Source organism: Billgrantia campisalis (assembly GCF_022341425.1).
Classification (GTDB): domain Bacteria; phylum Pseudomonadota; class Gammaproteobacteria; order Pseudomonadales; family Halomonadaceae; genus Halomonas; species Halomonas campisalis.
The window spans coordinates 69,269-94,632 of the sequence record NZ_JABFUC010000001.1; the positions used below are offsets into that span (position 1 = coordinate 69,269).

24 protein-coding genes and 1 pseudogene are annotated in these 25,364 nt (G+C 64.4%); 3 read left to right on the forward strand and 22 right to left on the reverse strand.

All coding sequences use genetic code 11. From position 1 onward, the window contains the following. Window positions 1-112: 112 nt before the first annotated feature. The 11 genes from flhC to HOP52_RS00315 form a co-directional block, all read right to left on the reverse strand. Complete coding sequence (flhC, locus tag HOP52_RS00265; protein WP_238974767.1) at window positions 113-697, reverse strand: flagellar transcriptional regulator FlhC; 585 nt, start codon at window positions 695-697, stop codon at window positions 113-115. Between the two features lie 2 nt (window positions 698-699). Continuing rightward, window positions 700-1,026: a flagellar transcriptional regulator FlhD gene (gene flhD, locus HOP52_RS00270; RefSeq protein WP_238974769.1), complete on the reverse strand. Its 327-nt coding sequence runs from the start codon at window positions 1,024-1,026 to the stop codon at window positions 700-702. Between the two features lie 298 nt (window positions 1,027-1,324). Next, the gene (locus HOP52_RS00275; RefSeq protein ID WP_238974771.1) at window positions 1,325-1,624 is read right to left on the reverse strand and encodes an EscU/YscU/HrcU family type III secretion system export apparatus switch protein; all 300 of its coding nucleotides are present in this window, start codon (window positions 1,622-1,624) and stop codon (window positions 1,325-1,327) included. After that, window positions 1,605-3,080 carry a flagellar hook-length control protein FliK gene (fliK, locus tag HOP52_RS00280; RefSeq protein ID WP_238974773.1) on the reverse strand — a complete coding sequence of 492 codons (1,476 nt, stop codon included), beginning with the start codon at window positions 3,078-3,080 and terminating at the stop codon, window positions 1,605-1,607. Before fliK ends, HOP52_RS00275 begins: the two co-directional genes overlap by 20 nt. Beyond that, window positions 3,077-3,469 (reverse strand): flagellar protein FliT, encoded by a 393-nt coding sequence (locus HOP52_RS00285; protein ID WP_238974775.1) that lies wholly within the window; start codon window positions 3,467-3,469, stop codon window positions 3,077-3,079. Before HOP52_RS00285 ends, fliK begins: the two co-directional genes overlap by 4 nt. Window position 3,470: 1 nt before the next feature. Then, complete coding sequence (fliS, locus tag HOP52_RS00290) at window positions 3,471-3,893, reverse strand: flagellar export chaperone FliS (RefSeq protein WP_238974777.1); 423 nt, start codon at window positions 3,891-3,893, stop codon at window positions 3,471-3,473. A 240-nt stretch (window positions 3,894-4,133) separates the two neighbouring features. Then, window positions 4,134-5,822, reverse strand: coding sequence for an HD domain-containing phosphohydrolase (locus HOP52_RS00295; protein WP_238974787.1), 1,689 nt, complete (start codon window positions 5,820-5,822; stop codon window positions 4,134-4,136). A gap of 55 nt (window positions 5,823-5,877) precedes the next feature. Further along, a complete protein-coding gene (locus HOP52_RS00300; protein WP_238974790.1) occupies window positions 5,878-9,885 on the reverse strand; it encodes an EAL domain-containing protein in 4,008 nt (1,335 codons plus the stop codon). A 110-nt stretch (window positions 9,886-9,995) separates the two neighbouring features. Next, window positions 9,996-11,222, reverse strand: coding sequence for a GGDEF domain-containing protein (locus tag HOP52_RS00305; protein ID WP_238974791.1), 1,227 nt, complete (start codon window positions 11,220-11,222; stop codon window positions 9,996-9,998). A 153-nt stretch (window positions 11,223-11,375) separates the two neighbouring features. Beyond that, on the reverse strand, window positions 11,376-11,597 hold the full coding sequence (locus tag HOP52_RS00310) for a DUF2835 family protein (protein WP_238974793.1): 222 nt from the start codon (window positions 11,595-11,597) through the stop codon (window positions 11,376-11,378). A gap of 287 nt (window positions 11,598-11,884) precedes the next feature. Then, window positions 11,885-12,247, reverse strand: coding sequence for a hypothetical protein (locus HOP52_RS00315; RefSeq protein ID WP_238974795.1), 363 nt, complete (start codon window positions 12,245-12,247; stop codon window positions 11,885-11,887). 157 nt (window positions 12,248-12,404) lie between these two features. Between HOP52_RS00315 and HOP52_RS00320 the strand changes: the two genes are divergently transcribed. Then, window positions 12,405-12,860, forward strand: a complete 456-nt coding sequence (locus HOP52_RS00320; RefSeq protein ID WP_238974797.1) for a helix-turn-helix domain-containing protein — start codon at window positions 12,405-12,407, stop codon at window positions 12,858-12,860. A 75-nt stretch (window positions 12,861-12,935) separates the two neighbouring features. Here HOP52_RS00320 and HOP52_RS19745 read toward each other — a convergent pair whose 3' ends face one another. From HOP52_RS19745 to HOP52_RS00340, 5 genes and pseudogenes are all read right to left on the reverse strand, one after another. Beyond that, a complete protein-coding gene (locus HOP52_RS19745) occupies window positions 12,936-13,175 on the reverse strand; it encodes a DUF2442 domain-containing protein (RefSeq protein WP_422677670.1) in 240 nt (79 codons plus the stop codon). Between the two features lie 5 nt (window positions 13,176-13,180). After that, a complete protein-coding gene (locus HOP52_RS00325) occupies window positions 13,181-13,441 on the reverse strand; it encodes a DUF4160 domain-containing protein (protein ID WP_238974799.1) in 261 nt (86 codons plus the stop codon). Between the two features lie 178 nt (window positions 13,442-13,619). Further along, entirely contained in the window at window positions 13,620-13,910 is a 291-nt protein-coding gene (locus HOP52_RS00330) for a helix-turn-helix domain-containing protein (RefSeq protein ID WP_238974801.1), read from the reverse strand. After that, window positions 13,903-14,217: a transcriptional regulator gene (locus HOP52_RS00335; protein ID WP_238974804.1), complete on the reverse strand. Its 315-nt coding sequence runs from the start codon at window positions 14,215-14,217 to the stop codon at window positions 13,903-13,905. Before HOP52_RS00335 ends, HOP52_RS00330 begins: the two co-directional genes overlap by 8 nt. A 66-nt stretch (window positions 14,218-14,283) precedes the next feature. After that, window positions 14,284-14,485: pseudogene (locus HOP52_RS00340) on the reverse strand (transposase); the annotation flags it as partial. A 61-nt stretch (window positions 14,486-14,546) separates the two neighbouring features. Here HOP52_RS00340 and HOP52_RS00345 point away from each other — a divergent pair. Together HOP52_RS00345 and HOP52_RS00350 are read left to right on the forward strand one after the other, a co-directional pair. Beyond that, window positions 14,547-14,828 (forward strand): type II toxin-antitoxin system RelE/ParE family toxin, encoded by a 282-nt coding sequence (locus HOP52_RS00345; RefSeq protein WP_238974806.1) that lies wholly within the window; start codon window positions 14,547-14,549, stop codon window positions 14,826-14,828. A 10-nt stretch (window positions 14,829-14,838) separates the two neighbouring features. Further along, window positions 14,839-15,126 carry a HigA family addiction module antitoxin gene (locus HOP52_RS00350; RefSeq protein ID WP_238974808.1) on the forward strand — a complete coding sequence of 96 codons (288 nt, stop codon included), beginning with the start codon at window positions 14,839-14,841 and terminating at the stop codon, window positions 15,124-15,126. A gap of 43 nt (window positions 15,127-15,169) precedes the next feature. Here the strand turns inward: HOP52_RS00350 and HOP52_RS00355 are convergent, their stop codons facing one another. The 6 genes from HOP52_RS00355 to HOP52_RS00380 all read right to left on the reverse strand — a co-directional run bounded on the left by HOP52_RS00355 (window position 15,170) and on the right by HOP52_RS00380 (window position 25,264). Then, entirely contained in the window at window positions 15,170-15,889 is a 720-nt protein-coding gene (locus HOP52_RS00355; RefSeq protein ID WP_238974810.1) for a hypothetical protein, read from the reverse strand. Window positions 15,890-16,067: 178 nt separating this feature from the next. Next, window positions 16,068-19,037, reverse strand: coding sequence for a sulfotransferase (locus HOP52_RS00360; RefSeq protein ID WP_238974812.1), 2,970 nt, complete (start codon window positions 19,035-19,037; stop codon window positions 16,068-16,070). Window positions 19,038-19,164: 127 nt separating this feature from the next. After that, a complete protein-coding gene (locus HOP52_RS00365; protein WP_238974814.1) occupies window positions 19,165-19,986 on the reverse strand; it encodes a flagellin N-terminal helical domain-containing protein in 822 nt (273 codons plus the stop codon). Between the two features lie 243 nt (window positions 19,987-20,229). Beyond that, a complete protein-coding gene (fliD, locus tag HOP52_RS00370; RefSeq protein ID WP_238974816.1) occupies window positions 20,230-21,591 on the reverse strand; it encodes a flagellar filament capping protein FliD in 1,362 nt (453 codons plus the stop codon). Between the two features lie 149 nt (window positions 21,592-21,740). Then, window positions 21,741-23,108 carry a flagellar filament capping protein FliD gene (gene fliD / locus HOP52_RS00375; RefSeq protein WP_238974818.1) on the reverse strand — a complete coding sequence of 456 codons (1,368 nt, stop codon included), beginning with the start codon at window positions 23,106-23,108 and terminating at the stop codon, window positions 21,741-21,743. Between the two features lie 281 nt (window positions 23,109-23,389). Beyond that, complete coding sequence (locus HOP52_RS00380) at window positions 23,390-25,264, reverse strand: methyl-accepting chemotaxis protein (protein ID WP_238974820.1); 1,875 nt, start codon at window positions 25,262-25,264, stop codon at window positions 23,390-23,392. Window positions 25,265-25,364: the final 100 nt, after the last annotated feature.

A 25,364-nucleotide genomic window follows, 5' to 3' on the forward strand; every position in this document is an offset into this window, starting at 1 on the left:
CGAAAGTGAAAAAAGCTCACCCGCAGCGCCTGCCCAAAAAGACGCCGCCCCGGCGGCGGGCCGGGGCGGCGACGATGTCACGAGCGAGGACCCGCAGGCCCGACCAGAGCCGTCAGGCGCCTGCGCGCCGGGCCGTCGGCTCGAGGCACTGCACCTTGCCCCTCGCCGCCTCGTCTTCACGACGCTTGCGAGTCTTGCCGGCCCGGGAAGGCGGCATGCAGATGCCGCACACGTAATCGTGGTCGGGGGTGTGGGCATGGGCCACGAAATGCCCGCCGCACTGATTACAGGTGGAGAGCTGCAGCAGGTCGCTCTCGAAAAAGCGCACCAGGGTCCAGGCCCGCGTCAGGCCCAGCACCGGCTCCACCCGATCGATCGCCACCTGCTCCCCGTAGAGCCGGTAGGCCGTGACGAACGCCGACATGCGCTCGCTGCGCTGATCTTCGACCAGCCGACGATAAATGTTGTAGAACAGCGAGGCGTGCACGTTGGGCAGCCAGGTGATGAACCAGTCGGTGGAGAACGGCAGCATGCCCTTGGGGGGCGACATGCCGCGCACCTCCTTGAACAGCCGGATCAGCCGCGCACGACTCAGGTCGGTCTCGGTCTCCAGCACCTGCAGGCGCGCCCCGAGTTCGATCAGCTCGATGGCCAGCCGAACCTGACGCATCTCCTCGACGAGGCTTTTTTGCGACATGCTCAGCCCTCCGCGGTCAGCCGTTCACCGGAACGCCCCGCCATCAGCAGCGACGCATGGAACTGGGAAAGGCCGTTGTCGCGAGGGTTGTCGACCACCTGGCGCAAACGGTCGGCGCCGTCATGGCCGAAATGGCAGAGCAGCTGGTTGCTGCGGGCCAGACGCGTCAGCTGCGTAGCGCCCAGCGACTGCAGCAGATCGGCCATTTCGTCATCGATCTTGAGACGAAAGAGCGCGGCGCTACGGTCCTCGCTGAGCAGACGCTGGGCCAGCAACAGATAGGCGAGATTAAGCTCCTGGATCTCCTCCAGGTGATGCATTTTCGTCATATTATTCCCTGCACGCGGTGGTTGCTGCGTGTCCTTATTTTTTTACCCTACCGAGCGAGGGCATCGGCACTAGCGACACTACGCCCGATTAGGACTTCCTTTTTAATCGGAAGCATTTTGCGGCCTCGCTGCGCCCCTGCCAACTGAGCAAGGGACGCAGATGAACATGGCCCGGCATGACGAAGATCAATACTTTTTTATTAGGGCATTAACTCCTTGTCACGACTGACAAAAATCAGCCACACCGTTCTTGACAAACAAAAAAAAGCCCAGCAAAGAAGCACATAAAAACAATTTGTTACATTTTTTTACCATCCGGCCGAGCGGATTGCGACTCCGAGAGTTCGTAGACCCAAACCAACAGCTCGGCAATGACCTGATACAGCGCCGGCGGGATGCGCTCGTCGAGATCGAGCCCCATCAGCAGGCCGACCAACTCCGGGGCATCGTGAACATAGATACCCTGTCGCTGCGCCTCGGCGAGAATGCGCTCGGCCATGTCGCCATACCCCTTGGCCAGCACTCGCGGCGCATCGTCGCCGTCGCGATAGGCCAGCGCCACCGCCTGGCGACGGCATTCAGGCCCCGATTTCGCCATCCGCCCCCTCCTCGCGCAGCGGCCGTGCCTCGACGATCACACTGGCCAGCCCAGCCGCCCTGAGTCGACCCTCGAGCCGTGGGGCCCCGTCGCGCAGCGTCGCCAGCGCCCGCTCGTCGGCCACGCTGAGTTCGAGCCGGACATCCTCGCCGCGCAGCCACAGGGCCACCCGGATATCCCCCAGGCTCGGGACGCGCAGCTGCAGCTCGGAGTGCCAGGTATCCTGCTGGGCGGCCTCCTCGTCTTCCGCCTCCTGCCCCGTGCCGCCGTCGCGCTGGGCGGAAGGCGGCAGCTGCACCATCAGCGCCATGAAGATGCCCGACCAGACATCACCCTCCCAGCGTAGCACCGGCGTGACCAGCATCTCGAGCTGGTGGCGCACCAGCCCCTGCAGACTCTCGTGCACCGGCTCGGCCCCGGCAGGCCGGGCCCGGGCGGCGATATCCGCCGCCTCACGCGCGCTGGATGCCTCTCCGGCCTGAGCCTGGACCTGGGCACCCGACACTTGGGCCGCCGCGCTTCGCAGCGGCGCCGCCCCGCTCTCCCGGGCAGCTGCCCCCTCTGCGCTTCCCGGCAGCAGCGCGCCGGTGGCCGCATAGGCGCCGGCCGCCTGGCTGGCCGCCCCGGACATCGGCGCCCCAGCCTGGCTGGCGGCCCCCTGCGGCTGCGGCGGCGCGGCGGCGGGCGGCGGCGGCTGACCGCCCTGCCCCACGCCACCGGGTGGGGCTCCCATGCCACCTGGCTGCGCTGCCGCGGTACCCGCCGGCTGCCCTGCGGCACCAAGCTGCGCCCCCGACGTAGCCGGCTGAGCTGCCGCAGTACCCGGCTGCCCCGCAGCACCTGCATGGGAGGCCGCCCCCGGGGCACCGCCGCCATGAGCCGCGGCGCCGCGCAGCGACGTCCGTTCGGTCAGGCCAGCGCCGGCCGGAGTGAAGCGAAGCGTACGCCACATCTGCGGCTCGCTTTCGAGCTGCTGGCGCGACATCTCACCGCGATACCAGCGCGACAGATGCGACTCGTAGAAAAGCCCACTATCGCGCACTCCGGCCTGCAGTCGGCTGGCCAGGGTCGTGGCGCTGGGCGGCTCCTCGGCACTCATCAAGGGAGCGCTGGTGCTCAGCACCGAAGGCGGCGCGGGAAAGCGCACCAGCAGATCGGCGATGGTCCGGGCCGAGGGGCTGAAATGGGTCTGGAAAGAGTGCGGTCTCGCCGGGTCGGCGGGCGCGCTGCGCGTATCCGCGGCATCGCCGCGCTGGCCGGCGGGGGCAGTGCCGGTCAGCGGCGCAGAGGCAGCCCGTCGGCCATCCAGTCGCGAGTCGCTGTGCAGGGCTCTGGGCCCTTCGCCCGCATCCACGGGACGCACGGGCTCGTTGAGCTCCCGGGCCCGCGGCACATCGACCCGCTTGCCCAGCACCTGGTGCAGAAGGGTGTCGATCAGGGGCGTGATACCGCTCACGACTCGCTCGTATCGGTGCTGTCGGCCGACCTGGCGCCCGAGGCGGCCTGGCGCCCGTAGGCGCGATGCATCTGGCGCTGCCGACGCGACGCGGTCATCAGCTGCTCCAGCTCATCGCGACGCGCCATCATCCGCTGGCGCAGCTCTCGATCATCGGCGAGGATCGCCTCGAGCAGCTCGCGCTTGCGCCCCAGGCCGTCACTGTCCAGCTGTGCGGCAGCCTCCAGTTCGCCCAGGCCATCCACCTGCCGCTGGTAGTCGGCCTGGGACTCGAGCAGCGCCTCCCAGTCGCCGGCTCGCGCCTGCTCGCACATCTCGGCGAGCTGTCGGCGCAGCTGTGTATAGGCGGCAATCAGCGCCCGCTGACCGTCGTCGCTGGCCTTGGCCATCTCAGCCCTGGGCTCCGGCGCTGCCGATGTCCCGCCACGCCGAGGCGATATCCTCCAGCAGCCGTTCAGCCTGATCGAGGCTCTCCTGGTCGTTGTGCAGGTTGGCGGCCAACAGCAGCCGGGCGATGTAGTCGTAGAGCGAAGCCAGCCGCTCGGCGATCTCGCCGCCCTTGTCGGTATCCAGCGCCGCAGCCAGACCATTGTTGACGATATCCAGCGCCTTGGAGATCGCCTTTCCCTTCTCGGCGGTATGACCCGCCTGCATGTGGATGCGCGCGGCGCGAATCGCCGCCTGGGCGCCATCGAACAGCATCACGATCAGCTGATGGGGGCTGGCCGACATGGTGGCACTCTCGACACCGACCCGGGCATAGGCCCCGGCTCCACGGCCACCATAGGCGGCGGCTCCTCTCAGTGCAGTCATGGTGCTCGCTCTCCTCTGTATCTTGCAAAACCGGGTGGCGGAATGGTCGCGGCGCCGCTTGCCCAGCCAATTGTGGCCCAGCCGATATGGCCCGGTTGATATGACCCAATAGCTGTCTACCTAGTCTGACAGGCCAGACAACAGCGGTTCCAACGAAAAGCCCGCAACCAAGGGGGTATTTCCTGTTATCGGCGTTCCAAGCGGCAACTTTAGGCGCTACCCGCACAATCGAAAGCCGCCTCAGGTGGAGACGGGCAGTTCCTCCACCGGCTCGCCGAGGCGGGCCACCACATCGCCACGAATCACTTCGCCAAGCCCCTCGCCCGGCGGCTCGACGACCTCGGTCAGCTGCACCTGGAAGGGCCGCCCCTGCTGATCCAGGCGCTGGATCCAGGCCATGGCACCGCCTGAAAAACGCACCAGCGACCCCACCGGCCGCAGTCCGAAGCGCTGGATATAGCGCTTCACCCAGCGCGGGTCGAACCGGCCCGGCTCCTTGAGCAGGTAGCGATAGACGGCATCGATCCGCCAGGCCGGGCGATCCGGCCGATCACGACGCATGGCATCGATCACATCGACCACTGCGCTCATACGCGACAGTTCGTGAAGCTGCTCGCTGGCCAGACCGGCAGGATAGCCGCTACCGTCCAGGCGCTCATTGATGCCGCCCACCACCGACCGGGCCACGCTGGCCGAGAGCCACTGGCAGCGCTCAAGACGCTCCAGCACCGCGAGCACATGCCCCTTGAGCTGGTCATACTCGGCCGCCGAGAGCGACGCGGCAGACAGCAGGGCCGGCGGCAGCCCCCCCTTGCCCAGGTCGTGGACCATGGCGCAGGCGGCCACCGCCTTGCGCACGTCCCGGGGAACCGAGCTGCCCCCGGCCAGCGCCAGCAGGTGGACCGCCACGGACAACCCGTGGCGCACCAGCAGGGGCTCTCGCTGCAGGCAGCGGGTGGCGAACAGCAGTGCCTCGATGTCCTCGTCGGCCAGCATCAGCAGAAAATCGGCATGCCGTGAGAGCTGCACCGGATCGATATCGCCCTCCTCCTGCAGTTCCAGCAGTTGGGCGTCCAGATAGCCGGCCACCCGCGACAGCCGTCGCGCCATGGGCGTCGGATAGGCCAGCATGTTGCGCCGCCCCACCGAGGGCGTCGAGGTGGCCTGCGCCTGACCCTGGAAGAGCATCGACGGCAGCCGTCCGGTACTACCCTCGTTGACATGGCGCGACGCCTCGCGCTCGATCTCGCGCACGAAGAACCACAGCTTGCGCTCCTGGTCGGCCGTACAACCCTCGAAGCGAAAGCCTACCCGCATGGTCTGGCGCTCGGTGTTCACCGCCTGGTGCCGGGGAGAGGCCTTGATGGCGAAGCGTGTACCGTTGGGAAAACAGAGCTCCACGTCCAGCGGCAGAGGTGCACCGGAGAGCAGCCCCGCCGCCGAGGCCGGCAGCTCCAGCTGACAGCCCTCCTGGGAGAGATCCTTGAGGTCGCCCTGCACCGTGGCCTCGTCGTCGGCCCGCACGATGGCCCCTACCTCCATGCCCATCCGCAGCCGTGCGCGGAATGCCTCGCGGCGCTGCATCTCCTCGAGATAGAGCGGGTACTCGCAGTAGCAGGTCACACGACTGTCCGCCGCCTGGGTCTCCAGCGCCTTGATCGGCGGGGTACGCACCATCTTGCCCTGCACCTGGCCCAGCAGCTGAAACGCCAGGCCACGCTTGAGTTCGCCGGCAATCTCGCGCACCGCGGTGATATCCATCACCAGCGTCTCGCCGGCCACTTGCTCCATGAGCAGTACCGGAAGCGGCGTGGCGTCGGGCTTGTCGAGCAGCAGCGATGCCCCGCCCGGCTCGATCATCAGATCCAGCAGCGATTCGATCTCCGCGGGGCTGCTCACCCGGATAAAGTCGTCTTGCGCCTGCGCCATCCTTGCCTCGTCAACATTGGATCAGGAGGGTCCTGTCCTTGGGTTAGTTCGCTGCCTATCTATCGACCGACACGCGAGCGCCTTTAACGGGGTCGGGGCCGCGATTGGCAACCGTACCGGCACCGTGGCTCTCGACCAGATAGGTCGTCAGTCGCTCCAGTGGCATCGGCCGGGCGAAGTGGAAACCCTGGAAGACATCGCAGCCGTGGGCGGCCAGATAGTCGCTCTGTCGCGCCTCTTCGATGCCCTCCGCCACCACCTTGAGCCCCAGGTGGTGGGCCATGGAGATGATACCCTGGACGATGGCGCTGTCGTGGGGGTTGGTGGTCACGTCGCGAATGAAACTGCGGTCGATCTTGATCTTGCCGATGGGCAGCTGCTTCAAGTAGCTCAGGCTGGAATACCCGGTGCCGAAGTCGTCGATGGACACCTCGACGCCCATCTCACGCAGCGCCCTGAGTGTCTCGATCGCGGCATCGGTATCGTTCATCAGGATCCCCTCGGTGAGCTCCAGCTCCAGGCCGTCGGGGGCAAGCCCGGTCTCCTCCAGGGCCAGCTGCAGGTTGGCAAGGAAGTGGGGGCGGTGGAACTGCAGCGGTGACAGATTGACCGACACCCGGTAGCGCCCCAGCCCGGCGGCATCCAACCGGCACATATCGCGACACGCCTGGCGCAGCACCCACTCGCTGATCGGCACGATCTGGCCGGTATCCTCGGCCAGCGGGATGAACAGCCCCGGGGAGAGATAGCCGCGCTGCGGATGCTTCCAGCGTACCAGCGCCTCGAAGCCGGCCACGCTGCCGTCGTCGGCGTTGAGCAGCGGCTGGTAGTGCAGCTCGAAGCTGCCCGCCTCGATGGCCTCCTGGAGGTCATTGCGCAGCGCCATGCGCGAACTCACCTCGTCGTTGATCTCACCAGTGAAGCACTGCCAGGCGTTGCGCCCCTTCTGCTTGGCACGGTACATGGCCATGTCGGCCTGCTGGATCAGCTCCACCGGATTGGCCAGCCCCTCCCGCAGGAAGGCCACGCCCACGCTGGCGCTCAGATACAGCTCATGCTCCTGCACGCGGTAGGGCCGCGCGATGCACACCAGCAGCCGCTCCGCCAGTGCCAGGGCATCGTCCTCGTGATTGAGCTCGGGCAGCAGGGCCACAAACTCGTCGCCGCCGAAGCGCGCCAGGGTATCCCCCGGGCTGAGCTCACCGCCCAGCCGCTGCGCCACCTGGATCAGCACCTGGTCACCGATCTCGTGGCCCAGGCTGTCGTTGATCGGTTTGAAATCGTCCAGGTCGACGAACAGCACCGCCAGGCGGCCGCCGTGGCGCTTCGCCAGCTGCACGTCGTGGATCAGGTGATCCTCGAACAGCGAGCGATTGGCAAGCCCAGTCAGGGCATCGTGGCTAGCGTGGAAGGCCAGCTTGGCCTCGTAGGCCTTGCGCTCGGAGATATCGTTCTGCACGCCCACGAAGTGGGTCACCACCCCGACCCCGTTGCGTACCGGCGCCAGGAAGAGGTTGTTCCAGAAAGGGGTGCCGTCCTTGCGGTAGTTGAGCAGCGTGACGTTGACCTCGCGGCGCTGGGCGAGGGCATCGCGCAGCTGCTGCACGGCCTCGGGGTCGGTCTCGCGCCCCTGCAGCAGGCGACAGCTGCGGCCCAGCACCTCGTCGCGCCGATAGCCGGTGATGCGCTCGAAGGACTCGTTGACATAGATCAGCGGCATCTCCGGCTCGCGGGCATCGGCGATCACCACACCATTGATGCTGGCCTCCACGCTGCGCTGCAGGATGCGCAGCTCGGTCTCGCGCTGGTGGCGCTCGGTCATGTCCTTGGCGATGCCGTACAGGCCGATCACCCGCTCGTCGACGATAATCGGCAGGTTGGTCAGGTCGACGAAGACGCTTTGCCCGTCGCGGCGCTTCACCTCCAGGGAGTAGCGAAACGCCTCGCCCTTGCCGGCCGCGTGGAAGCGCTGCTCGATACGCTGCTGATCCGCGGGGTCGATCAGCGAGCCGAAGTGCATGCCGATCAGCCGCTTGAGGGGGTAGCCGGTGAGCTCGCTGCAGGCAGCGTTGGCGGTGAGAAAGTGGCCCTCCAGATCGAGAGAGAACACCGCATCCGGATGGTAGGCGAACAGCGAGCGGTAGCGCTGCTCGCTCTCGTGCAGCGCCTGACGGTTCTGCTCCCGCTCCACCGCCAACGCCACCAGCTCGGCCGCCTCGACGATGCGCCGCCGGTCGTCGGGACAGGGCTCGCCCGGCTCACGGTAGTAGGTGGCAAAGGTGCCGAGCAGCCGGCCGTCGCTGGCGATCACCGGATAGGACCAGCAGGCGCGCAGGCCATGGGCCGCGGTGATGCGCTGGAAGCCGCGCCACAGCGGGTCACCCACCAGATCGCGACAGACCACGAAGTTGCGAGTATAAGCCGCCCGACCACAGGCTCCGGCGGCCGGGTCCACGGGCACGCCGCGCACCGCCTCGAGGTAGGCCTCCGGCAGGCTGATGCTGAAGACGCGATCGAGCCGGCGCTGATCGCGGCTGGCGAGCATGATCGTCGACAGCGCCCCGGGCGCCTGGGCCTCGACCAGGCGACAGATCGCCTGAAGGATTTCCGGCAGCGGCTGGTCTCGGGCGACCATGGCCTGGACCCGCTGCTGGGCCCTGAGGTGGCGCTGGGTCATCGCCAGGATCGTAGAGCGCTGGGCGCTCAGGCCCGCCATGCCCAGGCTGAAGGCCAGCAGATAGCTGAGCGTCAGCCCGCCGATGCCCACGCCCAGCGGCAGCAGCCCTCCCAGGCTCGGGGCGGCGGCGGCCACCGCATGGCCCCGGGTTTCCAGGGTCGCCCCGCCCGGCAATACCAGTAGCCTCCGGCTCAGCTCGGCCCCGGGCTCGCCATGTTGGTCACGATTGGAGAGCACTACGCTCGAGCCGCCCTGAACCGTCAGCACCATGGGGCTGACGATGGCGCGCACGTCCTCTTGCAGCAGCCGCCTGAGGTCGATCACCGCCACCAGCTGGCTTGCGGCCGGCTCGGGCAGCGGCACCGCCACCAGCGCCAGCCCGGGCTGCTCGGCGTCGGGCAGCACCCAGCGCGGATAGGAGCCGCCCACCGCCAGCCAGTCGAGCAGCCAGCCCTCGTCCTGTTCGAGCCAGGCCGAAAGCGTCGGCCCCTCGCCGCGGCTGCGCCCCCAGCGGAACCGCTCGTCGGCATCCTGCCAGTGCAGCGAGACCAGGCTCGGCACATCGCGGAAGTGGCTATCGAATTCCAGCTCGCGGAAGGCCGGGCTCGGCCGCTCCCCCATCGCACCCCAGCGCTCGGCCATGCGCAACAGCTGCTGCTGGTGGGAATCCATCACCTGTTCGGCGGCCATCTTGAAGTTGGTCAGCAGCTGCTCCGCCTGGCGGTGCTGAGCATCGTGCTGCTGCCAGGTCAACGCCGACCAGGCCAGGCCGCTGGCCAGCACTCCGGCGCTCAGTGACAGCAGCATCACCCGCTGTATCCTTGGTGGCTCAACGGCCTGAACACGCCCCATCAACAGCATGGCGGTGCCGCAAAGCAGCGCCGGCAGAGCGGTAAAGGCGGAAGAGAAGGCGCTGCCCCAGGGGCTTGCGGCAAAGAGCCCGGGCCACAGCTCGCTCAGCACGCTCAACCCGCCCACCAGGCTGACGGACAGCCCCGCCACCAGCCACACCAGCCGCGCCTGGGCCGAGCCAACGCCGATCAGCAAACACAGTGCGACCAAGAGCACCACCACGCTGGTCGCCGGGGTGAGGGAAAGCGGCCAGTGCTGCAGCAGCGACGCCGGGAAGACGGCCAACAGCGGGGCATGCAGCCCCAACACCAACAACGAGACCCCGGCGAGCCGCGCCAGGCGCCTGGCGCCCTGTACCACCGCCAGCAACCCCACGCCGGCCAGCACCATCAGCGGCAGACTGACCTGCGCTGGTCGGATCTCGCCCGGCAGCTGCCAAGCCGCCAGACCGTTGATTCCCCCCATGGCGATGAGCAGAACCGGCACCAGGATCAACCAGGTATGCAGCGCTACCTGCCGAGTGTTGTGGGGCATGCGGCCACCTTCACGAAACGATCGTGAGCGCTATATCGGCCGCAGGCGGCGTTTCTTGAGCCGAGAGTCTTGAGCCGAAACCCTTAGACCTGGACCGGCGACGAAGCGCCCTATGCCTGAGACGGCAGCTCAGCGTAGACAATGCGGTTGCGCCCCTCGTGCTTGGCCCGGTAGAGCGCCTCGTCGGCACGCTTGAGCGCCTGCTCGGCCGGCTCGTTCAGTACCAGTTCCGTCACACCGATACTGGTGGTCACCGACACCGGGCGCTGCTCGTGATCCACGAAATCGTGAAGCTCCACCGCCCGACGGATGCGCTCGGCCACTTCCTGGGCGCGGATCCCATCGCTGCCCAACAGGATCACCACGAACTCTTCGCCGCCATAGCGCGCCGCGCAGTCCTGCTTGCGGGTCTGGCCGGTGAGGATATGCGCCAGCTGGCGCAGCACGGCGTCGCCCACCGAGTGGCCGTAGGTATCGTTGATCTGCTTGAAGTGATCGAGGTCGATCATCAGCACCGAACAGGGCACGCCATCCGGTGCCTGACCACCCTCCATCTCGCGCTGCCAGGCCTGGATCTTCGCCAGGTGGACCTCAAGGGCACCGCGGTTGAACAGCCCAGTGAGCGGATCATGGGTCGCCTGCCGATAGAGCCGCAGCAGCAGGCTGAGCTGGAAGTGGTTGGCCGCCAGCGACACCACCAGCAGGCTCGAAAGCAGCCAGAAGGCCTCCACTCCCCTGCCGGTCATCCAGCTGCCATCCAGCAGCTGCGAGAACATCAGCAGCCCCAGCATGGCGAGGCCGGCGAACAGCGACTCCAGGATGGTGAAGGGAAAAACGCTCAGCGAGGCGACCAGCAGGAAGGGAATGAAACCATAGCCCACCAGGTGATGAATCTCACCGGACGGCAGCATTACCAGCACCAGCACGTAGAAGGCCGCGGGCAGCGCCAGCAGCATGCCGGCGCACAGGCGAATGCGGCGGATCCGCTCGCGACTAAAAAGCGCCACCATCAGCACGCCCACCAGGCCGAGCATCAGCACCACCCTGCCGGCCAGAGTGTACCGCAGCAGCTCGGCGGGCAGCACCAGCGAATCCACCAGGATCCACAGCGGCGACAGCAGGCTGAAGATGATCCCCAGCGCCAGCACACGACTGCGCAGGTAGTAGGCGTGGGCGAAGGCGAAGTCGCGGGAATGGTGACGACTGGTCACCGTGTCACGCAGCGAACGCAAGCCGACGAAAAGGTCGCTGGACGGACCGGGCGGCTCAGCGATGTCGCCCGCTCGACGATCCTGCCGCTCGGCGGCAGGGCTTCCTTGCTGCACTCCAGATGGCATGGCATGGCCTATTCGCGTGGCGGGCGCCGCTCCCACAGCGGCGCCGGAAATACCGCCCCCATCCTCGGGCCGGCATCCCCCATGCTACCAGAGCGGCAGGCGGTGATTAGCCGGCAAAACTTGACCTGCGCCAAACTCGCAACAGTTTAGCGCTCAGCGGAGCCGCCGGATCGACTCGAAGCGGCCATCCGATGAAAAGCGCAGGCGAAAGACGCCGTGTACGCCCTCGCGGGTCACCACCCGGCGCAGCGCCTCGGCGGGAAAGATCACCCGGCGGCCATCCAGACTATGGGCATGCACCTGACCCACGCGCCCCTCGTAGTGGGCCAGGCAGGCCTCGGCGGAAAGCTTGATCACCACATCAATGGTCGGCATCGTCCGACTGTCTCAATCACCCTGGAGGATGTGGAGTATATCGCGGGTAGGCGGCCCTGCCAGGGTACGTCCTGGCGGTAGAGACCGTACAGACGCTGGTGCCCATCCTGGGCCATATGCCGCTGCAATGGGTCCGCTTCAAACCTCACTCCGATTCCGACACCACAGCCTGAAATACCGAAACAGACCTTGCGCGGATGGGGCGTACCCAAGCCATTCACAGCCGGGCCATACACACAAAGTCAACCTCAACTAACGACAAACGCATCCGGAAGCCCCGGCAAGGGTCACTCCATACCCTGCTGCAGAAGACGTACCCGTTCGTGGAAACGGCGCGCCTTGTCGATCGCCATAGCCTCACCCTCATCCAGCGTCAGGCGCGGCCCCTCCTTCTGCCCCTCGCTCTCCATCACCTCCTGCACCGCCTCGGGATGACGCTTGAGGAGGTGTTCGACGTTCAAGCGAATGCTGAAGAGCTCAAGCTCCAGAGCGGCCCGCTGCTCCTCGCGGCGGGCACGCTCGCGGGGATCGTTCGTCGCCTCGATGCGGACCGTCAGGGTATTGCTGATCAACGCCTGGGAAGCGCGCAGCTGAGGCATCACCTGATAGAGGAGTTCACGAAGGGTGATCTGAGGTTGACTAGATGGCATTCGACTTTCCTTATTGCGGTCACGTTAAGCATTTGCTGGGTGTAAGTGAGCTGATCGTTTTTATCTCGTTCGAGCAACAGATTTTGTACGTGAAGCACATCACCACGCATACCTAATATGACAAGCTGTGTCGTCAGTATGCAAAGGAGGCCGACAAATGAATGCCACTACCAGCCTCGAAGCAGCCAAGGCTGTTTTCCGCGCCACCCCCTTCCTGGCACACGTCCACTCCGAGGCAGAGTATCAGGAGGCGCTGGCAATGGTCAGCGAGCTGATTGACGACTTCGACAACAATGTCGCCCTCATAGAGCGCCTCACCGATGCCATCGAGGAGTGGGAGAACGCCTCCAAGGAATTCAGCGAGTTCAATGCCGGCGTTCAGCCCCAGGATGCGGTGGATATGCTCAGGTTCTTGATGGACCAGCACGGACTCGGTGTCGCAGACCTACCCGAAACCGGCAGCAAGTCGCTGGTTTCCAGGATTCTCAACCGCAGGGGCGCGACCTCACCCGCCGCCATATCGAGGCGCTCTCCAAGCGCTTTGGGGTCAGTCCCGCGCTCTTTTTCCAGTGAGCAAGCCAGCCGCGCCGGCGCTCATAGCACTGGCCATTGACGGAAGCGGTACCGCATAGGAAGGCCCGTCACACGCAGCGAGCCTGCCGGTCGCCCGAGGCGAGCCGCCTTAACCTTACGCAGCCTCAGAAACTCGTAGGTAAAGTGCATCTGGAGCAAGATCCGCCCCGTTGGGCCAGCAAACCACACCAAACTCATCAATACTAACCTGACCGAAGAAAACAGGATCTCGAAGCGGCTCGAACATAGGACCAAAAAGGCGATCCGCCAAGGAGACTTCTCCCTCTCGACCATCATCGAAGACCACACGAAGCCGATAGCCTGACAACGCCTCTACACGTACAACTCTATGCATTGCCTTCACTCCAATGGTGGTATCTTATTCAAAGGCTGATGCTGCTCGGCAAGGCACCAGTCTTCCAACAGCTCTTGGCGATGATCTACTGCCCACTCCAGCACCATCGCCAAAGCCCGTTTCGGCAACCTCCCTTCCATGACTTCCAGAGTCTGGATGGTAATAATTGCCTCATGCTCTCCATAGTAGGCGTGAAAATGCGGTGGATTGTGGTCGTCATAATACATGCGGATCAGGATGCCAAAGAAAGCTGATATCGTGGGCATGCATCCCTCTCTTTCTGTACACCATACCCAGCATTGTATCGCCGATGGCGTGTTTTACTCCACCCGCCGCTCAAAGACCTCCCTCGCTGCACGCATGCCTCTCAGATGCCGTGCCTGGCGGGCGGCGCAGCAGGCGGTAAGGCTGGCGGGCGTGCCCACCAAAAGTTGAGAGTGGGCTTTATGCCAGATCACGCAGCACTTCAGGGTGCTTTTCCGCCACTCGCAGCAGAGTACGTGCGGTTCCAGTGGGCTCACGGCGCCCCTGCTCCCAACCACGCAACGTACCTAGGCTTACATTCAGCAGGTCAGCAAACTCCTTCTGCGAAAGCCCCATCCGATGGCGCACCTCGGCTGCTTTCGGCACCTCTACCTGAGTCACGCGAGCCGCTTCGCCGCGCTTCATCTGGCGTACTGACTCCAGCAGCTTGTTACCCAGCTCTTCACCGGTCATGTCATCGGCGTCACGCATCGTCGAGCGCCTCCTTGATCTGCCTGAGGATATGGGCCGGGATGTCGCCCCGGACGGGCTTGGCATAGATCACCAGCAGCCAAATCTTCCCACTCGCCAAGCGGTTATAGTGAATCACTCGTACACCGCCGCGCTTACCGCTATTCTCTCGCTGCCAGCGCACCTTGCGGCAACCACCAGAGCCAGGAATCACACGACCTGCCTCAGGGTTCATCGCCAGCCACTCATAAAACTCGCCTCGTTCGTCCTCATCCCAGAGAGCGTCGGCATCCTTGGTGAATATTTCGGTTTCGGCGATGGTGTACATGCCCCATAGAGTACGTCATTGACGCATGCCAAACAACACGAACTCACACGCTTTCCAGCACGTTGACACCAAATGGTAGTGGTTACTCATCACCGCATAGGCGGCCACGTCGATGGCGAACACCCCAGCAAACTGATGCAGGCGGTCGGCGATCCAGCCGCGCCTGCTCATAGCACTACCCGCTGACGGAATCGGTACCGCACAGGAAGGCCCGGCGCACGCAGCGGTTAACGAGGTGATACCAAGGCGCAGTATCCTCGCCTGACATGCCGCATTGCGTTATATGCCGCGCCGCGTTATATTGAATGCAGGGCAATGCTGGACGCTACATGATCAAGAGCTTCAAGGACAAACAGACCGCCACCATCGCCAGCGGCCGGATGTCGCGCAGGCTGCCACAGGATATGCAGCGCAATGCCTTGAAGAAACTGCGCCAGCTAGAGGCTGCCGACAGTCTTGACGATCTGCGCATTCCACCCGGCAATCGACTGGAAGCTTTGCACGGCGATCGTGAAGGCCAGCACAGCATCCGCATCAACGACCAATGGCGACTGTGTTTCCGATTCGAAGACGGCAATGCCCATGATGTTGAAATCGTCGACTACCACTGAGGAGGCGACCATGACCGAAAGACTGCCCAACATCCACCCAGGCGAGATCCTCCTTGAGGACTTCATTGAGCCCATGGGGCTGACCAAGAATGCCTTGGCCACAGCCATCGGCGTACCGGCCACCCGTATCGGCCAGATCACCCGCGGCGAGCGCGCCATCACTGCCGATACCGATCTTCGCCTGTCTCGTTATTTCGGCACTAGCGAAGGCTACTGGCTGCGGCTGCAGAATGCCTACGACCTGGAGCAGGCCAAGCGCAAAGCACATTACGACGGCATCCGGCCGCACGCCGCCTAGCCTCTCTTCACCCGCCCACATGGCCGAGCACGATGGGCCCGACTCAGGCCGCCCGCTTTTCGAACACCTCCCGCGCCGCTCGCATGCCCCGCAGGTGGCGCGCCTGACGGGTGGCACAGCAGGCGCTGAGGCTTGCCGGCGTACCCACGGCGCTGCAGAACCGTTTGAGCAGCGTGGTCGAAGCGGCAATGAAGGCCTCGGGGTCGATATTCAGACGGTCGAGCAGCCGAGGCATCCGCTCCTCGATTAGCCCTCGCTTATCCGACCGCTGGCAGCGGCCGGTGGTCTCGACCAACTCGAGATACTCCTCGAAGCCGAACGGAATGGTGTTGGGTAGCTGCGCCCTGGCATCGAACGGCATCAGCGGCTGATGCGGCAAACTGTCGAACCACGCCACGGCGCCGGACACCTTGGGCAACGTCACCTGCTCCATTGCAACATGGGTATCGGCAGGCTGGGTGATTGACGCCTCGGCAACGGGCTGCGCGCCCAACCCGGTAAGCCGCTCGGCCACCGAGGTATGCTCGGATGTTTCGGGCGTCTCGGCGATACCGGCGCGAATAGGATTCAAATCGACATAGGCCATGGCGCTGAGGATCGCCGCCTCGTCGAGCAGCGCCTGGCTCTTGAAGCGCCCCTCCCAGAAGCGCCCCTTCGCGCCGTCCTCGGCGTTGGCCTGACGGGCGATAGATTCGTTAAGCACCCGCATAAACCAAGAGATATCGGCCAGCCGCTCACGATATTTCGCCGCCCACTGTGCCACGGCTTGGCTCACACCCGGCGACAGCCCCTCCCCGCCACTCTCCCGGTACTTCCGCACCACCAGCGGACCGGTGAACAGCGCCGCAGCACCTCGTCATCGCCCCGCTTGGCTGAAGTGCCCCCCCTGCAGAGGCGCAGCTCCGAGTGAAGCCGACCTCATAGGATCGCTACCAACTGAATCAACGCTTTTTCAGGATGCGGAACTCACGGTAGTTGATGTCATCATCGCAAAGGGCGCCCGTTGCCACTTCTTCGAAGCCGGCGGCGCCGATCTGCTTGACCTTGGCATCGAAATCCTGCTCGGTCATATTGGTACGCCGAATCCCCTGGCTTTCCAGCAGCAACAAGCCGCCATCACTTACCAATGAATGAAGGTGACGTCCAAACTCGGGCATCGGCAGGCCAATCCAGCGGTGAACCGCACAGGCGATCACCAGATCCGAAGCCTGCGGCTGACCCGCAATGAATGCCTCGAAGGTCATGGCCGCCAATTTCACGTTATCGATACCCAGGTGGCTGGCCACCGTATTGCCCACTTCGATACAGGTAGGGCTGATATCGAAGCCCATGCCATGGCCCAACTGGTCGGCCAGCTCCAGCAGCAGAAAACCGTGATTGCAACCGATGTCCAAGGCGCTGATGGTGTCTTTCTTTTGTTTGAGTTCAGCCAGGTGCTCACGCAAACCATAGGCATCCAGGCGAAGCTCGGTGGGTCGGCTGCCCGGCAAGGCCACGCGATCATAGCCCTGGTAAGGAAGATTGAAGTCACCGAAGCTGAACTGCAGGTCGTCCTGTGAGTAGCTTTTCCACTGGCGGCTCAGCAGGCCGTGAAGCCCCGCCCACCTCTGATGCGTTTCATCATCGCTATCCGCCAGCCAGGTGGTGAAACGCCGATATGCCAGCTCGGTCTCCAGTGAGTAAGGGCGAATACGGCTAACCTCGCGCAACATCGCCAGGCCTTCTTGTACCTGGCCCAGTTGGATGAGACTGGCGGCAAACTGGAGCCGCAGGCGGGCTTGCTGCATCTGGAGCCTGCCGTCAACGGTGCCGTCACTTTCCTGCGCCGCCTGCAGAGCCAGCGCCTGCTGGTGCTGTGCGATAGCATTGCTATCCCCCTCAAGTGCGGCCAGGCTAGCCGCCAGGCTGGCCACAACAGGGCTTTGTGAGGCGGAAGCCTGTTCCAAGACCTTCAGGCGGTTTTTTGCCTCCGCGAGTGCTTCCAGCGAAGGTTGGGCAAGCCGATAGTGCTCCAACTCGGCATGCTGACGCTCAATGAACGCCTGTAACCGCAGCTGACAGCCCGCCGGGTCGGCCTCCGGGAACGCCTGTAGCCGCGCTTCCGCTTCCTGCCAGCGACGGGCACGTAGCAGCGCTTCTATCAGTTGGATCTGGATATTGCGATCCTGGCCTTTCTTTTCACAGGCTTGGGTGAGCAGCGCTACGCCCTGATGGTGTTTGCCGGTCTGGGATACGTAGGTACCCAGCAGCGCCTTGAGCTCCGGCTGGTCGGGCTCCAGCTCTAGCAGTCGTCGAATCACTCCGATCATGCCCTGGGCATTGGCTTCTTTTTGTCGATCGATGAGCGCCTGGTAAAGCTCCACCAGGCGCTGTTGCCTGGCCACCTCTTCCAACGAGCCGGCCTCGGCCACCGCTTGGTATCCCTCGATCATCGGAGTCAGCTCCCCGATCAGCTGCTCCGCCAGGCCATCGAAGCGAGGATGCAGCTGGGTGGGGGCCTCCACGGAGCTGGCCGGGTCGAGCTGGCCCAGCAGGCGGCTGGCCTGCTCGCGCGCCTGGGCATCGGGCCGGTACTCCCCCAGCCCCAGGCTATGGTAGATATTGCCGGCCACATGGTCCGGGTCCTTTACCAAGTCGGAATACTCGACCAGCACAATCGGGTTGGGCAGCACGTTAGCCCAGTGCTGCATGGCCTTCTCGTAGGTGGCGATATACTCGCCCAGGGTGCGCAGATCATAGCTGTGCTTGTTGCCGGTATCGTACTTGGTGAAGTAGGCGGCCATGCCCAGATCGAGCAGGCCGCGCATGCAGAAGATGATCGGGGTCTTGGGGAACATCAGCCCCAGTATGCCCAGCATGAAGATGGCATCGGGGTGGGTATTGGTAACCATCCCCCCCCGGTGCCCGATTCGGCCCAGGTAACCGTGACGCAGCTCGGGCATGTCTTCCGGGGTCAGGGCCTCAATGAAGCCGTTAAGGGTTTCATAGGCGCCGGCGGCCTCACGCACCTGGTCCATGAAGTCGAAACGCTCGCCGCCCTTGTCGATCTCCGGATGTTCGGCCAGCAGGGATTCCACCAGACTCTTGCCCGACCTGGACGGCCCGACGATGAACACCTCCGGCATCAAGTCGCTTTGCGCCTCGGCAAAGCGCTGAAACAGCCCGGCGGGGTAAGTCGCCACGATATGGCGCAGCAGTTTCTCCCAGGGCAAGGCATTCGTGGGCGCGATGGGCCAGTAGCAGCGATTGCCCTCGTGAAAATAAACAAAGGCCTCTTGAAGCTTGCCCTCGCCGAGCCGGCGGCCACCCAACGCGAATAGCGCATCGGCCCGCTCTTCAGTTTCCGCCTCGGGATTCTGAGCGATGGTTTCCAGCAGGTCCCAATGCGCCTGGCTAAGGGGAACATAGCGAGACAGCGCCTTCAGCGACTTGGCCGTGGCCGGTGCCACCTCGCTGCAGCGACGAAACAGCGCGATAGCGTCCTCGACTCGCCTACTGGCCAGCAGTGCCGTGGCCTTCAGGTAGAGCAGGTCGAAGCGCTCCGGCGCCCTATCAAGAGCCCGCTCGAGAAGCGTCAAGGCTTGCGGGTAATCGTTACCGTAAAGATGGGCCTGGGCGATGCTGCCCAGGAGCTCGACACTCTCGGGCATCTCCGCCGCCGCCGCTTCAAGATGCGGCAGCGCATGGCGATAGGCCTTGAGGCGCATCAGCGCCAGGCCGACACGCCGCCGCTCCTGGGCCGTCTCGGGCTGCTGGGCGAGCAATGCCTGGACCTGCCGCTGGCGATCATCGGCCAGCAGATCCTCTTCCTTGACGGCCTTGGCTGGCGTTTCTGCTTGCTGCTGTAGCCCAGCCGGCTTTCGCACCGTCGCCTGGCCCCTGCCCCGCTGTGTCTTTTTCTTCCGCGCCATGCTTCCTCCGGAGAGTACAAGAACTCGATTAACCCTGCCCTATTACACACCAGGCTCGCCTTCCCCAAAGAAAGAAAAAGGCCGCCCTGGCGGCGGCCTTTCTGTCCATGCGGAGGTTGCCGGCTGATTAGCCCAGCAGCGAGAGCACGCTCTGCGGGGTCTGGTTGGCCTGGGCCAGCATGGAGGTACCGGCCTGCTGCAGGATATTAGCGCGGGTCATATTGGAGACCTCCACCGCGTAGTCGGCATCCTCGATACGCGAGCGCGCCTCGGTGAGGTTGGTGATATTGGTGGTCAGGTTCTCCACCACCGAGTCGAAGCGGTTCAGGGTCGCACCCAGGGTCGCCCGCTCATCGTCGACTGTCTGCAGGGCATCATCGATCGCATCGATGGCAGCTTGAGCAGTGGAAAAGTCATTCACATCAAGCCCATTAACACTAAGCGCTGTCGCATCGACGTTGACGGTGTTGACGGTGATATCATCCACACCGGTAGTCGTATTGGCGCCAACCTGAATATTCAGGGTCGCACTGGCGTTAAGCAGATCGGTGCCGTTGAAAGTAGTCGCACCAGCAACACGAGTAATTTCTGCAATGCGCTCATCAAGCTCCAGCTTGATGGAGGCACGGTCCTCGTCGGAGAGGGTATCGTTGGCGCCCTGCACCGCCAGCTCGCGCATACGCTGCAGGTTGTCGCTGATCTGGTTCAGGCCGCCTTCCATGGTCTGCACCAGGGAGATGCCGTCGCTGGCATTGCGCTGCGCCTGGCCCATGCCGGTAATCTGGGCGGTCATGCGGTTGGCGATGGCCTGGCCGGCGGCGTCGTCGGCGGCGCTGTTGATGCGCATACCGGAGGAGAGACGCTCCTGGGCCTTGGCGAGCATGGCCTGAGAGCTTTTCAGGTTGTTCTGGCCGATCAGAGCGGTGATGTTGGTATTGATCACGGACATGGTGTCATTCCTTCTTGCGTAGGGGGCTCCATTGACGGGCCCACTGAACCTGGCTTTCGGCCCAGCATCTCGGGCCTGTCTCAACGGCGCCGTTGGCCGTTACCTTCTATAACGGCCATCGAGCGGAAAGCTTTAGGGTAAGATCGAAAAAATCTCGGATCACCTTGACGCCGGCATACGGCATATAAACGGCCTCGCCCCCGGCCAGTGGCCGGGGGCGAGCACCGAATAGCGGGCGAGGCATTACTTCCGCTGGTTATTCATCTGCGCCAGCATATCCAACTGCTGCCCCAGGTAGGCGCTGGTGGCGTTCATCCGCGCCATCATGCCATCCAACTGGCCGAACTGGCGACGGTAGCGTTCGATGGTACGCTCGATACTCTGCTCCATACGCTCGAAGCGAGTTTCCAGGCTTTTGACACGGTTCTCGGACCCTTCGATGGAGCTCTTGACCAGGCCAGTGTCACCGAGAATCTGCCCCAGAGTGACATCCAGGCGCCCGGCCATGCCACTCTCCTTATCGGCGCCGGCGAAGAAGTCGGCCAGGGCCTGGGAATTGTTGGCGACGGCGTCATCCAGCTTGGCCTCGTCCAGCTCCAAGCGACCGTTGGGGCGCAGGGAGATACCGAAGTCCAGCAGCATCCTGAACTCCCCCCCCTCCACAAGGGCGCCCAGATCACGGCTGAGGCGGGTCTCGATGGTGCGCACGGCGCGGTTACCGACCAGTTCACCGGCGGTTTCCGCATCGCCGGTTACATTGGTCATGCGCCCCACGGTGGATTTCATCTCGTTATACGCGGAGACGAATTCCTGCACGGCCTCCTTTAGGGTTTCGCTGTCCTGCTCGACCACTACGGTAGCCGTCTTGCCTTGGGCGGCGCTATCCAGCTCCAAGGTGATACCCTGAATGGCACCTTCCACTCGATTGCTGGCGCTGGTGATAGAGATCCCGTTGATCTCCAGCAAGGCATCACGGCCCGCCACTTGACTGTCAGTGTCTTCCACCACACCAACGTTGTCGAAGGTGATACCGGTGATGCTGGCGGCCTCGCCGGTTTCGGTGGAGTTGAGCACCAGGCGATAGCCGTTCTCGCTGCCATCGTTGATGATCGAGGCGCGCACGCCGCTATCGCCCTGGGCGTTGATGGCATCGCGGATATCGACAAGGGTGTCGCCTTCGGCAAGGTTGATCGGGTCGAGCGCCTGCCCGCCAACCTCCAGGGTCACACTGCCACCACCCACCCCCACCAAGGGATCATCGCTGCCAGCCACGCCCTCGGTCGCCAGGCTGCCCGCTCTGGCGGTATGGGTCACGCTGACTTCATAGCGCCCGGCGCTGGCTCCGTCGCCGGCGCTGGCCGTGACGCCTTCACCGCGCACGCTGGTGGAAAGACTGCTGAAAAGCTCAGCATCGTTAAGCTTGGCCACGGCACTCTGGAACTTGTCCAAGCCGGACTGCAGGCGACCAAAGGCCGAGATCTTGGCCTGCTCCTGGGTCTTCTGAGTCACGATGGGCTGCAACTTCTGACGCTCGGCGGCGTTCAGCTGATTGAGCAAGCCAGTCAGATCGAGGCCGGAGCCCACCCCTAGGGCTGAGATTGCCATACGATTTCTCCATGCTTGCCGCATGACATAGGTGCGGCTCTGCTAAGTCTATCGACCCTACACGGAAAAACTTTAGCTCCAAGCAAACAGGCCAGGAATTCCCGTGACTGGCGGCTCACCGGCGCCATGCCATCGGCAGCGGCACCACATTACCCCATGCTATCACCTCCAGCTGACCCTCCGAGCTGGCTAAGTTGCTGAGTGAGAAAGGCACTGGTCTGGTTCATCTCGGCCATCATGCTATCAAGCTGGCCGAACTGGGTGCGGTAGCGGTCGATGGTCTGCTCGATCCGCTGCTCGGTCAGCTCATAGCGGTCATTGAGGCTATCGATACGGTTCTCTGCGCCGCTGATGGAGCGCTCCAGGGCACCGTTCTGGTCCAGCAGTTGCCCGGCGGTGACACTCAGGCGACCCGCCAGGCCGCCTTCCTCGCTATCGCCGGTAAAGAAACCGGCCACCGAGTCGGGGTCGTCGGCCAACGCGGTATCGAGCTGCTCAGCGTCAAGATTCAGGGTGCCATCCACCGCCAGGGAGAGGCCCATGTCGGAAAGCAGATGCTGCTCGCCATCCACGCTCACCCCGGCCGCCAGGTCGCTGCGCAGGCTGGACTCGAGCATGCGCACGGCGCTGTCGCCGATCAGCGCGCCGGGCTCACCCTCTGCCCCGTTGAAGGCCGTCAGGCGCCCAGTGGTATCTCTTAGCTCGTTATAGGCGTCCACAAAATCTGTCACGGCCTCGTGGATGCTGTCGTCATCACGGGTCACAGTGACCGTGCTGCTGCCTTGCTGCTGAAGGTCCAGCGTTACCCCCTGGATCGCACCCTCCACCTGGTTGGTCGTGCTGGTGATGGCAATGCCGTTGACCTCCAGGTTGGCATCCTGACCGGCCTGGGTGACGGTAGCATCGCTCAGGGTGGCTTGATCGGCGACGGCGTCAAAGTTGGTGCCAGTGATACTGGCCTGCTCGCCGGTTTCCTCCGACATCAGCGCCAGCCGGTAGCCCTCGCCATCGTTGATGACGGAGGCGCTCACCGCCGCCTCTGGATCGGCGTTCACCGCATCGCGGATGTCCTCAAGGGTGCTGTCGGCGGCGATGTTGACTGTGGTGTTGAGTGCGGCGTCCTCGAAGGTGAGGTCGAGGTCGGTGGCGCCGCTGCTGATCTCGGCGCTGGGGTCGTCCACTCGCTGAGTGGCCAGGCTGCCGGCAGCGGCCAGTTGATCGACCGTGACACCGTACTCCCCCGGGGCCGCCTCATTGTCGGCCGCTGCTTGCACGGCGCTTCCGGTCACTTCGGCATTGCGCCCCTCGAATAGCGAGGGGTCGTTGAGCCTGTTCGCCGCACTCTCAAAACCGGACAGGGCTCCCTGGGTTTCCCCGTAGGCGGATATCTGCACCTGCTGTTCTTGACGCTGCTGTTCGATCGGCTCGAGTTTGGCGCGCTCAGCCTGCTGGAGCTGGCCAAGCAGGCCGTTGAGGTCGAGGCCGGAGCCGATGCCGAGGGAGGTGATGCTAGCCATAAAAACTGCCTGTGGCCGGTGAGTTTGGTCGCTCGCTCTACCACACATCGGCGGATGAGTGCGGGACTTTAGGGCTCAAGCTTTTCCACCTCGAACGCCACGATCTGGCGCTGCTGGAGGGAGCACTCTACGCCGACCAGGTGGATCGGCTTGCCCATGCATCGAAGGCGACAGCACCATGCTCCGTCGCCTCTGCGGATCACCCAGCGTGAATCGCCCCGGGTGTCTAGAATACCCGGGGCGATTCATCACGCCACTCTGCGATAAGCTTTCTATTTGCCTCAGGCCGGCTGAGTCTCGCGATTGTGGTGGGGCAGACGCTGGAGGTCTGAAGTTGCAGTCGTCGCAGTCCTGTCGCTGAGGGTAAAGCCACCCACCGCTTCGGCGAGCCGCTCGGCCTGGTCCTTGAGCTGTTCGGCGGCGGCGGTACTCTCTTCCACCAGGGCGGCGTTCTGCTGGGTCACGCGGTCCAACTCGGCCACCGCCAGGTTGACCTGGCCGATGCCATCGCTCTGCTCGCCGGTGGCGGCGCTGATCTCGCCGAGTACGTCGGCCACGCGATTGACGCGCTCCACCAGGCTCTGCAGGGTCTCGCCGGTCTTATGCACCAGGGTGGTACCGGCCTCGACCTTGGCTTCAGAGCGGTCGATCAGCTCGCGGATCTCCCGCGAGGCATCGGCGGAGCGGGTGGCCAGCTGGCGCACCTCGTTGGCCACCACGGCAAAGCCTCTGCCCTGCTCACCGGCCCGGGCAGCCTCCACCGAGGCGTTGAGCGCCAGCAGGTTGGTCTGGAACGCGATGCCGTCCATGACCTTGACGATGGCGGCGATCTGCCCGGAGGCGTCACGGATCTCATCCATGGTGCTGACCACCTGCCGCATTTCCTCGCCGCTCTGGGAAGCCACCTCTGCAGCGGACTGGGAGAGGCCGTTGGCCTCGCGGGCGGATTCGGCGGTATGCCCCACGGTGCTGCTGATCTGCTCTACGGAGGCGGAGGTCTCTTGCAGGCTGGAGGCGGCATTCTCGGTGCGCCGCGAGAGATCCTGGTTACCCAGGGTGATCTCACCGGAGGCCAGGCGGACCTGTTCACTGCTGTCGCGGATGGTGCGCATCACGCCCTCCATGCGCGACACGAACTGGTTGAAGGCGGTGGCGATCTGGGCCACTTCGTCGCTGCCACCTTCCGGCAGGCGGCGAGTGAGATCGCCTTCTCCGCTGGCGATGTCGACCATGGCATCACGCGCCGTCTTGAGGCGGCGGAACATCACGCGCAGCAGGGCGCCAAGCACCAGTGCCGCTGCGCCGGCTACGACCAGCAGCGTCACCGCCGAGGTGCCCAGTACGGCGCGCAGCCCGGCGGTGGCCTCCGCATCGTCCAGCGCCACCACCAGCTGCCAGTCGGTGCCGGCAATAGCGGCGCTGCGCAGGCGCTTGGCATCGCCCGCCAAGGCCACGGGCATGGGTTGGCTGGCGCCAGCCAGCTCAGCAAGGCGCGCGGCATCCAGCGATGGCGCCAGCTCAGTGGTGGAGGCCAGGCTCATGTTCGGGTCGGGATGGGCCACCAGGGCGCCGTCCGCGGTGGCAAGAAAGGCAAGACTCGACGGCGTGGGCGCAATCTCGGTCACGATATCGATAACGTCGGTGATGACGATATCGCCACCGGCGACGGCACTCAGCTGGCCGTTGCGATAGAAAGGCGTGGCGATGGTGACCACCAGGTTGCCGGTGTTGGCATCTTCATAGGGAGCGGTGACGATGGTCTGCTCGGCCTCGACGGCGGCCCGGTACCAGGGGCGCTCGCGGGGGTCGAAGTCATCGCCGGGCTCCCAGCCGTCGGAAAAGATGGTGCCGCCATCGCGCGGGTCGCCGAGATACACGGCCAGAAATCCGCCCGCCTCGTCAACGAGCAGCAGGTCGTCGAGGGAGTCGTCGATATTGTCGCCCACGCGCAGCGCCTCCATCATGGCAATGCGCGGGGCAAACCATTCACTGATGGCCTTGGCGTTGCCTTGAGACACGGCGCTGAGATTGCGCGCTATCTGGTCGTCATTATGGGAACGTACCGTCAGATAGTTGGCCAGCGCATTGGCCAACAGCGCCAGCACGATGACCACCAGGGTGGTCAGCAGGATACGGAGTCGTAGGGAGGAAAGCATGGATATCGCTCACGGTCGTTGTCGTCATGGGCAGTGCCGGCACGCGGGTGCCACGTGCGGCGCTTGTGAGCGTTATCGTCCACCGAGGCGGCAACTTGAA

Bases quoted from the DNA above. Each gene is read 5' to 3' on its own strand.
- flhC (WP_238974767.1), bottom strand. From the start codon at position 697: ATGTCGCAAAAAAGCCTCGTCGAGGAGATGCGTCAGGTTCGGCTGGCC.
- flhD (WP_238974769.1), bottom strand. From the start codon at position 1,026: ATGACGAAAATGCATCACCTGGAGGAGATCCAGGAGCTTAATCTCGCC.
- HOP52_RS00275 (WP_238974771.1), bottom strand. From the start codon at position 1,624: ATGGCGAAATCGGGGCCTGAATGCCGTCGCCAGGCGGTGGCGCTGGCC.
- HOP52_RS00285 (WP_238974775.1), bottom strand. From the start codon at position 3,469: ATGGCCAAGGCCAGCGACGACGGTCAGCGGGCGCTGATTGCCGCCTAT.
- fliS (WP_238974777.1), bottom strand. From the start codon at position 3,893: ATGACTGCACTGAGAGGAGCCGCCGCCTATGGTGGCCGTGGAGCCGGG.
- HOP52_RS00295 (WP_238974787.1), bottom strand. From the start codon at position 5,822: ATGGCGCAGGCGCAAGACGACTTTATCCGGGTGAGCAGCCCCGCGGAG.
- HOP52_RS00300 (WP_238974790.1), bottom strand. From the start codon at position 9,885: ATGCCCCACAACACTCGGCAGGTAGCGCTGCATACCTGGTTGATCCTG.
- HOP52_RS00305 (WP_238974791.1), bottom strand. From the start codon at position 11,222: ATGCCATCTGGAGTGCAGCAAGGAAGCCCTGCCGCCGAGCGGCAGGAT.
- HOP52_RS00310 (WP_238974793.1), bottom strand. From the start codon at position 11,597: ATGCCGACCATTGATGTGGTGATCAAGCTTTCCGCCGAGGCCTGCCTG.
- HOP52_RS00315 (WP_238974795.1), bottom strand. From the start codon at position 12,247: ATGCCATCTAGTCAACCTCAGATCACCCTTCGTGAACTCCTCTATCAG.
- HOP52_RS00320 (WP_238974797.1), top strand. From the start codon at position 12,405: ATGAATGCCACTACCAGCCTCGAAGCAGCCAAGGCTGTTTTCCGCGCC.
- HOP52_RS19745 (WP_422677670.1), bottom strand. From the start codon at position 13,175: ATGCATAGAGTTGTACGTGTAGAGGCGTTGTCAGGCTATCGGCTTCGT.
- HOP52_RS00325 (WP_238974799.1), bottom strand. From the start codon at position 13,441: ATGCCCACGATATCAGCTTTCTTTGGCATCCTGATCCGCATGTATTAT.
- HOP52_RS00330 (WP_238974801.1), bottom strand. From the start codon at position 13,910: ATGCGTGACGCCGATGACATGACCGGTGAAGAGCTGGGTAACAAGCTG.
- HOP52_RS00335 (WP_238974804.1), bottom strand. From the start codon at position 14,217: ATGTACACCATCGCCGAAACCGAAATATTCACCAAGGATGCCGACGCT.
- HOP52_RS00345 (WP_238974806.1), top strand. From the start codon at position 14,547: ATGATCAAGAGCTTCAAGGACAAACAGACCGCCACCATCGCCAGCGGC.
- HOP52_RS00350 (WP_238974808.1), top strand. From the start codon at position 14,839: ATGACCGAAAGACTGCCCAACATCCACCCAGGCGAGATCCTCCTTGAG.
- HOP52_RS00360 (WP_238974812.1), bottom strand. From the start codon at position 19,037: ATGGCGCGGAAGAAAAAGACACAGCGGGGCAGGGGCCAGGCGACGGTG.
- HOP52_RS00365 (WP_238974814.1), bottom strand. From the start codon at position 19,986: ATGTCCGTGATCAATACCAACATCACCGCTCTGATCGGCCAGAACAAC.
- fliD (WP_238974816.1), bottom strand. From the start codon at position 21,591: ATGGCAATCTCAGCCCTAGGGGTGGGCTCCGGCCTCGATCTGACTGGC.
- fliD (WP_238974818.1), bottom strand. From the start codon at position 23,108: ATGGCTAGCATCACCTCCCTCGGCATCGGCTCCGGCCTCGACCTCAAC.
- HOP52_RS00380 (WP_238974820.1), bottom strand. From the start codon at position 25,264: ATGCTTTCCTCCCTACGACTCCGTATCCTGCTGACCACCCTGGTGGTC.